Raw genomic sequence first — 7,916 nt, forward strand, 5'->3', positions numbered from 1 at the left:
AGTTCAAGATGCAACGTAGTCAACAACGTTGCATCTTGAATTATTTAAAGCATCTATTCAGTAGAGTATTTATTCCAACTATTGAGAATAGAAAAAGAGATCATTTTCCTGTGGTAATAATATCTTTTAGTGCCTCTTCTAAGTGTGGGTAACGAAATTCAAAGCCAGCACTGAGTAATTTTTCAGGTATCGCTTGCTGTCCACCTAACACCAATGTAGCACTTTCTCCCATCACTAGACGTAATACACTTTCAGGAACTGTCATTAAGGCTGGGCGATTAAACGCTTTTCCTAACAGGCGAGTAAACTCTTTATTTTGTACTGGGTTAGGCGCTGTTAAGTTAAAAGCGCCTTTAGCATCTTGGGTCTTAAGCAAGAAAACAATTGCACTGACCATATCATCAATATGGATCCACGGCATATATTGTTTTCCACTTCCCAATTTGCCACCTAATCCTAATTTAAAGGGTTTACTCATTTTAGGTAGTGCGCCACCGAGAGTTGAAAGTACAATCCCTGTACGCAACAAGCAAACTCGAGTTAATGGTGTTTGAGCTTCAAGCGCAATACGCTCCCATTTTGCACAAAGCTCATGTGTAAATTCAGGATTTGCAGGTGTCTCTTCTGTGACTCGTGTATCACCTTGATCACCATAAAAACCGACGGCTGAGCCAGAAATAAAAACAGCGGGTGGGGAGTCGCTAGCATTAATCAAATCAACCAATTTCTGGGTTAAATGACAACGACTATTAACCAGCTTTTGTTTTTGAGAAGGTGTCCAACGATTATCAGCAATCGGCTCTCCAGCAAGATTAATAACGGCATCAAACTCATTGAGATCCTGTTTATCGTTGAGTTGAGTCCAACAGGTGATTTCATTACAAAAATGCGAATAAACTTTTTGAGGCGAACGAGAAAGCACCGTAATGTCATTATTGGCAAGTGCTAGCTCACAAACTAGTGCTTTGCCTATTAATCCTGTACCACCAGTGATAAGTATTTTCATCACAATCCTCCTGATCTGCTTGCTTGATAAAGAATAAATATCATCCTGATATATGAATTGATTATATTATCCAAAGATTTTTTTTGTTGCTGGACGCTGATTAATGTTGTTTAGCCATTTATTAATTGCAGGATAATTTGTTAAATCAATATTGTGGTGATCGTGCAAACGAGCCCATGTATATGTAGCGATATCTGCAATGCTGTACTCTTTTCCACCAAGATAAGGTGATTGCGCTAATCGTTTCTCTAATACGCTATATAGACGCTGTGTTTCTTCAGTATAACGCTTAATTGCATAAGGGACTTTTTCTGTGGCATAACGGGTGAAGTGGTGATTTTGTCCTAACATCGGACCAAAACCACCTACTTGCCAAAACAGCCACTGTAGTTGTGTTGTTTTTTCTCGTAAATGTTGACTGAGTAGTTTGCCACTTTTTTCAGCTAGATAGATAAGAATAGCACCTGATTCAAAAATAGAGATAGGTTCACCTCCATCAATAGGTGAGTTATCTACAATTGCGGGAATTTTATTATTGGGTGAAATGGCTAAAAATTCAGGTTTAAATTGATCGCCTTGACTAATATCGATGCGATGTAACTGATAAGGTATGCCTGTTTCTTCAAGAAAAAGCGTTATTTTTTGGCCATTTGGGGTATCTGCATAATATAAGTCAATCATTAAAAGCTCCAAAATAAAGTAGGCACTAAATACACAACATAATCACAGTCTGCCTTCTAACATCATAAAAAGCAAAAAAGTGCAAGATGGATAAAATAAGTCACGTATGATTATTGTAGTGGTGAAAAATAGTGATTTTGGTATATTCAGGATAAAAATTACGATCGTTTAGTATCGGTTAAAAAAGGTTTGTTGAGGATGGAACAAGAAAAGACGGCATTGGTTGAATGGGTTGATATTGTTGATGATAAAAATGAAGTTGTTGCACAAGCAACACGTCAACAAATGCGAGCTGAAAATCTAAGACATAGAGCAACTTACATCGTTGTTCATGATGGCATGGGAAAAATTTTGGCACAACGTCGAACTGAAATAAAAGATTTTTACCCTGGTTGGTTAGACGCTACTGCGGGTGGTGTGGTTCAACAAGGTGAGAATTTACTTGAAAGTGCGCGTCGTGAAGCAGAAGAAGAGCTAGGTATTGCTGGAGTCCCATTTGCTGAGCATGGTCAATTTTATTATGATGATGAAAGTTGTCGTGTATGGGGAAGTTTGTTTAGCTGTGTTTCTCATGGGCCTTTCGCTCTGCAAGCAGAAGAAATTGAGGAAGTATGTTGGCTAACTCCCTCTGAAATTACTGAACGCTGTGATGAATTCACACCTGATTCATTAAAAGCCCTTTCTCTTTGGTTAACGCGTAACAATAGTACACGTTTAGAAAGTAGGGAAACCGTAGACTAAGGGGTGCTTTGCCCTAACTCAAATCGATAAGCATAGTTGATAACGGTATCTTCGAATATAGCGTTATCATCTTCGTCTTTTAAACGATGTAAAAGTGCAATCAGATGTTTTCCTGCTTCTTTTCCCATTTTGTGATAATCAAAATGAATTGATGTGAGGGAAGGTGAGATCTGATCGCTATTTTCAGAGCCTTCTAAACAAGCAATGGCCAGATCTTGAGGGATCTTAATCAATCGACGTTGACACTCAAAAATCATACCCAGCGCAATGCTCTCATGACTACAAATAACCGCATCTAGCTCCGGTTGGCGCAATAAAATCTCCGTTAATGCTTGCCGACCGAATGCCATAGACGCGGGATCTGGCGTAGTGACACTTTGCTCAGCATTTAAATAATTTTTAAGTAACGCACGTGACCAACCTGTTATTTGCTGGTGGTGCGAGCGCTGCCCTTGTAACGCACCAATATAACCAATGCAACGCTTTCCTTGAGTGACTAAATGGTTTGTTAAATCATATGCAGCTTGCTCATAAGAACAATCAATACTAATAGCCGCTTGCTCATCTGATTGACTGGCAACACTGACAACAGGCACATTGGCATTACTAATATGTAAAAAATGCGTTGGGCTCAGCTGTGAACCAAAGGCAACTAATGCAGCAGGATTACTTTGCAATAGCATGTTAATCACATCATTGGCTTTATGAGGTTGATGTTCATAGCAACCAACTAAAATTTGATACTGATGGCGATTGAGTATTTGTTGTAAAGACTGCATAAAATCTGTACTGGCTCTATCTGTAAAAGAGGGCAACAGGACTGCAATAATATGACTTTGTGCTGAAGCCAAAGCACCGGCCGAAGCATTAGGAATATAGCCAAGTTCCTCTACTGCTTGATTAACTTTTTCTCGTAATTTATCAGAAACTAGTTCAGGGGTGCGCAATGCACGAGAGACAGTCATTGAGCCGACTCCTGCATGTTTAGCGACATCTTGTAATGTGACGCGACCTGTATTTCGGCGCTTACGTGTTTTGATCATCTGTAATTATGCTTGCTTAGCCTATTTGATTAACGGCAGATCCTACCTGAAATCTTCCTATTATGCTGAAACAATACAGTGTCAATTGTTGGCATTTTCTGCAATTAACATTTCATTAAAATGATAGCGCTATCACAATTACGAATGATCTATCTAGATAGCGCTACCATTAATGATTACTATCCTTAATAACAAAGCTCAAAGAGAGTCTGATCGAGGTTATAAATATGCTTAAAACGTTATTAACACCGGATGTGGTGCAAGTGATCCCAAACGTTAGTGATTGGCGAGAGGCTGTAAAAGTGGCGTGTCAGCCATTAATAGATAAAGGCTATATTGAACCTCGTTATATTGATGCAATCTACAAATCACACGAGGAAATAGGTCCATATTATGTATTAGGTCCTGGGATTGCTATGCCTCATGCGCGCCCCGAAGATGGTGTTAATCAACTTTCACTTGCTTTAACTATTGTTGAGCAAGGTGTTGAGTTTGGTGCAGACGAAAACGATCCAGTGAAATTACTGATTGTTTTGGCTGCAACAGATAACGATAGCCATATTAATGCCATTATGAAATTAGCAGAACTTTTTGATAACGATACAGATATTCAAAAGCTATTTAATGCGAAAAGCAAAGTGGATGTCTTATCTGTTATCAACAACTATTAATAACAATTTAAATTACCAAGGGGAATATCATGAAAATTACTGTTGTGTGTGGAAATGGTTTAGGTAGTAGCTTAATGATGGAAATGAGCATCAAAAGCATTTTAAAAGATCTTTCTGTAAATGCTGAAGTCGATCACGTTGATCTGGGATCAGCAAAAGGTACACCAAGTGATATCTATGTCGGTACGCGTGATATTGCAGAGCAACTTAATTCACAAGCAGTAAATGGAAAGGTTGTTTCACTGGATAACATGATTGATAAAGTGGCGATGAAAGAGAAGCTTTCAGTCGCGTTACGTGAATTAGGCGCGTTATAAGGAGCCTATCATGGACTTTTTCCGCTTTCTAATGAGTGATGTGCTTTCAGAGCCAGCTATTTTAGTCGGCTTGATCGCATTGATTGGTTTAATTGCCCAAAAAAAACCAGTTACAGAATGTATTAAAGGTACCGTAAAAACCATTATGGGTTTTGTGATTTTAGGTGCGGGTGCTGGTCTTGTGATTAACTCACTGGGTGATTTCTCAACGATTTTCCAACATGCATTCGGTATTCAAGGCGTTGTGCCTAATAATGAGGCAATTGTCTCTATTGCACAAAAGAGCTTTGGTAAAGAGATGGCATTAATTATGTTTTTTGCCATGTTGATTAATATCTTAATTGCACGTTTAACGCCGTGGAAATTTATTTTCTTAACAGGTCACCATACATTATTTATGTCGATGATGGTGGCGGTTATTTTGGCAACTGCGGGCTTAGAAGGTACAGTATTAGTTGCGGTAGGTTCATTAGTTGTTGGGATTTCAATGGTGTTTTTCCCAGCCATTGCACATCCTTATATGAAAAAAATTACTGGCTCCGATGATGTTGCATTAGGACACTTCTCTACTATTTCTTATGTCGTTGCTGGTTTTATCGGTAGTAAATTTGGTAATAAAGAGCATTCAACAGAAGAGATGAATGTTCCTAAAAGCCTACTATTTTTACGTGATACACCCGTAGCTATTGCTTTCACTATGGGCATTATTTTTATCATTACATGTTTATTTGCGGGCGATACTTTTGTTCGTGAAGTCAGTGGTGGTAAAAACTGGTTTATGTTCTCATTGATGCAATCGATAACCTTTGCAGCAGGGGTTTATATTATTCTGCAAGGTGTGCGTATGGTTATTGCTGAAATTGTTCCCGCATTTAAAGGTATTTCAGATAAGTTAGTACCTAATGCCAAACCCGCGTTAGATTGCCCAGTAGTATTTCCTTATGCACCAAATGCCGTATTAGTAGGCTTTTTAAGTAGTTTTGCAGCCGGTGTTATTGGCATGTTTATTCTGTATGCCTTAGATTGGACAGTGATCATTCCGGGGGTTGTTCCTCATTTCTTTGTGGGCGCAACAGCAGGGGTATTTGGTAATGCAACTGGTGGACGTCGCGGTGCAATTTTAGGCGCTTTTGTTCAAGGTTTATTAATTACATTCTTACCTGTATTCCTTTTACCAGTACTTGGCGATATCGGTATTGCTAATACCACATTTAGTGATGCAGACTTTGGTGTTATTGGTATCCTGTTAGGTATTATTGTTCGTTAATAATATTTATTAATAGAATTTTATTAGATGCCCGACTTTTTAATTAGTCGGGCATTTTTTTGTAGAAATACTGTATTTAAATTTTCTATATAGATTCAATCGAATATGAGCAGCGTGTTCCTTATATGTTCAGGAATAAACTGCATTTTTACAGAAATTACATCTATAATTCCTTTCCCTTTCTCTCATCATTATCACTTATTTCACTATTTCATTTTTATGAATTTATATGTTTATTTTGTGAATAATAATGCTATCATCCTGAGTGAATATTCACATTGTGAATATTTTCGCACCTAATTATAAAAATAGGTTTATCATCACAATCACTAAGGAAAAGAAGATGTCTTTCGGTATTCGATATCTTGCGTTGTTACCACTTTTTATTATTACTGCTTGTCAACAACCAGTTAATCACAATCCACCAGCGACTGAAACGGCTCAAGTTCAACCAGCAATCGTGAATAATTCATGGATTGAAATCTCACGTAGTGCGCTCGATTTTAATGTGAAAAAAGTCCAATCACTGTTAGGTGATAAATCCTCTCTTTGTGCGGTGTTAAAAGGCGATGCATATGGTCATGATTTATCATTAGTTGCACCTGTTATGATTGAAAATAATGTGCAATGCATTGGTGTAACGAATAACCAAGAGCTAAAAGAAGTTCGAGATCTAGGATTCCAAGGTCGTTTAATGCGTGTGCGTAATGCCACAGAGCAAGAAATGGCTCAGGCGACAAGCTACAACGTGGAAGAATTGATTGGTAACTTAGATATGGCTAAAAAATTAGATACTATTGCTAAACAACAAAATAGAATTATTCCTATTCATTTAGCTTTAAATTCAGGTGGAATGTCTCGCAATGGGTTAGAAGTTAATAACAACGCAGGGCTTGAAGAGGCGAAGCAAATTGCCCAATTAGCTAACTTAAAAGTGGTTGGCATAATGTCTCATTATCCTGAAGAAGATGCTGATAAAGTAAGAGAAGATCTAGCTCGTTTTAAACAGCAATCACAAAAAGTATTGGAAGTTACTGGGCTAAATCGTCAAGATGTCACTCTGCATATGGCAAATACGTTTGCCACAATTACTGTACCTGAATCATGGCTAGATATGGTGCGTGTAGGCGGAATTTTTTATGGTGATACAATTGCAAGTACAGACTACAAACGTGTTATGACGTTTAAATCTAATATTGCTTCAATTAATTATTATCCTAAGGGCAATACTGTTGGTTATGACCGCACTTACACATTAAAACGTGACTCTGTGCTAGCGAATATTCCTGTTGGTTATGCAGATGGCTATCGCCGCGTTTTTAGTAATGCAGGACATGCTTTAATTGGTGGTCAACGTGTGCCTGTTTTAGGTAAAACGTCAATGAATACGGTGATTGTTGATATTACCGATCTTAAAAATATCAAATCAGGGGATGAAGTTGTATTCTTTGGTAAGCAAGGTAATAGTGAAATTACCGCTGAAGAAGTTGAAGATATTAGTGGTGCACTATTTACAGAGATGTCGATTTTATGGGGTGCAACCAACAAACGGGTATTAGTGGATTAAAGTAGGGTGCTTGTAACCACAAAACGCAACAACGTGTCATGAGAAATTGTGGGGGAACTTTCCCCCACAAAGCTATTTATCGCAAGATAAAGTCGCTTGAACTACTGTATGACCACTACGAATATTGAAAGAGCATAATCTTTCATGTCTAAGTAATGATAAACACAGTGCTGTCATGCAGACAGCAATCAGCCCTATCAGGGCAAATTTAGTCATTTCTCTTGACTCTCCTTTTTAAAGGAGACAGAATCGACGTTGTGTGGCGTTGAGACTGCCTCGGATTTTAATAAAATAGAATTCGGGGCTTTCGTCTTTTTGGCGCTCGCAAATGCTTGAACCAAAATGATCCAAGCACCCACCTGCATACTAACAGAAATCGACCTCATTCCTATCTTTTTTTGAATAAAAACAATATAAATAAACGATTAAAATCAATATGTTAGTTGTTTTTATGTGGGGTGTTTATAGGTGGGGTTTCTCTTGACATTCCTTTATAAAGGAGACAGAACTGACGTTGTTGAGTGTTGAAATTGCTTCGGATTTTAGCGAAAAACGCCGTAAACCCTCGCCCAATGCGAGCGGGGATATAAGGCGAAAAGCCCGCAGGGCTTTAAAGATCAATC

Annotated in this window: 9 protein-coding genes; 5 read left to right on the plus strand and 4 right to left on the minus strand. The window is 38.2% G+C overall.

The features are described from left to right. Positions 1–100: 100 nt before the first annotated feature. Both DK858_RS04955 and DK858_RS04960 read right to left on the minus strand, forming a co-directional pair. Positions 101–1,006: a TIGR01777 family oxidoreductase gene (locus tag DK858_RS04955; RefSeq protein WP_109396438.1), complete on the minus strand. Its 906-nt coding sequence runs from the start codon at positions 1,004–1,006 to the stop codon at positions 101–103. 66 nt (positions 1,007–1,072) lie between these two features. Beyond that, entirely contained in the window at positions 1,073–1,687 is a 615-nt protein-coding gene (locus tag DK858_RS04960) for a glutathione binding-like protein (protein ID WP_109396439.1), read from the minus strand. A gap of 198 nt (positions 1,688–1,885) precedes the next feature. Here DK858_RS04960 and yfcD point away from each other — a divergent pair, with 198 nt between their 5' ends. Beyond that, entirely contained in the window at positions 1,886–2,428 is a 543-nt protein-coding gene (gene yfcD, locus DK858_RS04965) for an NUDIX hydrolase YfcD (RefSeq protein ID WP_099073791.1), read from the plus strand. Here yfcD and DK858_RS04970 read toward each other — a convergent pair. Next, positions 2,425–3,471 carry a LacI family DNA-binding transcriptional regulator gene (locus DK858_RS04970; RefSeq protein ID WP_109396440.1) on the minus strand — a complete coding sequence of 349 codons (1,047 nt, stop codon included), beginning with the start codon at positions 3,469–3,471 and terminating at the stop codon, positions 2,425–2,427. The two genes, yfcD and DK858_RS04970, sit on opposite strands and share 4 nt — an antisense overlap. A 227-nt stretch (positions 3,472–3,698) precedes the next feature. Here DK858_RS04970 and DK858_RS04975 point away from each other — a divergent pair, with 227 nt between their 5' ends. From DK858_RS04975 to alr, 4 genes are all read left to right on the plus strand, one after another. Continuing rightward, positions 3,699–4,142: a PTS sugar transporter subunit IIA gene (locus DK858_RS04975; protein WP_109396441.1), complete on the plus strand. Its 444-nt coding sequence runs from the start codon at positions 3,699–3,701 to the stop codon at positions 4,140–4,142. A gap of 29 nt (positions 4,143–4,171) precedes the next feature. After that, positions 4,172–4,459, plus strand: coding sequence for a PTS sugar transporter subunit IIB (locus DK858_RS04980; protein ID WP_069367973.1), 288 nt, complete (start codon positions 4,172–4,174; stop codon positions 4,457–4,459). Positions 4,460–4,469: 10 nt separating this feature from the next. After that, positions 4,470–5,726 (plus strand): PTS ascorbate transporter subunit IIC, encoded by a 1,257-nt coding sequence (locus DK858_RS04985; protein ID WP_006533327.1) that lies wholly within the window; start codon positions 4,470–4,472, stop codon positions 5,724–5,726. 343 nt (positions 5,727–6,069) lie between these two features. Further along, positions 6,070–7,293, plus strand: a complete 1,224-nt coding sequence (gene alr / locus DK858_RS04990) for an alanine racemase (protein WP_109396442.1) — start codon at positions 6,070–6,072, stop codon at positions 7,291–7,293. Positions 7,294–7,365: 72 nt separating this feature from the next. On the opposite strand, the gene DK858_RS04995 is transcribed toward alr, so the two are convergent. Further along, positions 7,366–7,509, minus strand: coding sequence for a Hok/Gef family protein (locus DK858_RS04995; RefSeq protein ID WP_071788551.1), 144 nt, complete (start codon positions 7,507–7,509; stop codon positions 7,366–7,368). Between the last annotated feature and the right edge of the window lie 407 nt (positions 7,510–7,916).

Origin of the sequence: Proteus faecis (assembly GCF_003144395.1) — a bacterium.
In the GTDB taxonomy this organism is placed as follows: Bacteria; Pseudomonadota; Gammaproteobacteria; order Enterobacterales; family Enterobacteriaceae; genus Proteus; species Proteus faecis.

What these genes read in the sequence shown, in the direction of transcription:
- DK858_RS04955 (WP_109396438.1), bottom strand. Translation starts at nt 1,006, where the DNA reads ATGAAAATACTTATCACTGGTGGTACAGGATTAATAGGCAAAGCACTA.
- DK858_RS04960 (WP_109396439.1), bottom strand. Translation starts at nt 1,687, where the DNA reads ATGATTGACTTATATTATGCAGATACCCCAAATGGCCAAAAAATAACG.
- yfcD (WP_099073791.1), top strand. Translation starts at nt 1,886, where the DNA reads ATGGAACAAGAAAAGACGGCATTGGTTGAATGGGTTGATATTGTTGAT.
- DK858_RS04970 (WP_109396440.1), bottom strand. Translation starts at nt 3,471, where the DNA reads ATGATCAAAACACGTAAGCGCCGAAATACAGGTCGCGTCACATTACAA.
- DK858_RS04975 (WP_109396441.1), top strand. Translation starts at nt 3,699, where the DNA reads ATGCTTAAAACGTTATTAACACCGGATGTGGTGCAAGTGATCCCAAAC.
- DK858_RS04980 (WP_069367973.1), top strand. Translation starts at nt 4,172, where the DNA reads ATGAAAATTACTGTTGTGTGTGGAAATGGTTTAGGTAGTAGCTTAATG.
- DK858_RS04985 (WP_006533327.1), top strand. Translation starts at nt 4,470, where the DNA reads ATGGACTTTTTCCGCTTTCTAATGAGTGATGTGCTTTCAGAGCCAGCT.
- alr (WP_109396442.1), top strand. Translation starts at nt 6,070, where the DNA reads ATGTCTTTCGGTATTCGATATCTTGCGTTGTTACCACTTTTTATTATT.
- DK858_RS04995 (WP_071788551.1), bottom strand. Translation starts at nt 7,509, where the DNA reads ATGACTAAATTTGCCCTGATAGGGCTGATTGCTGTCTGCATGACAGCA.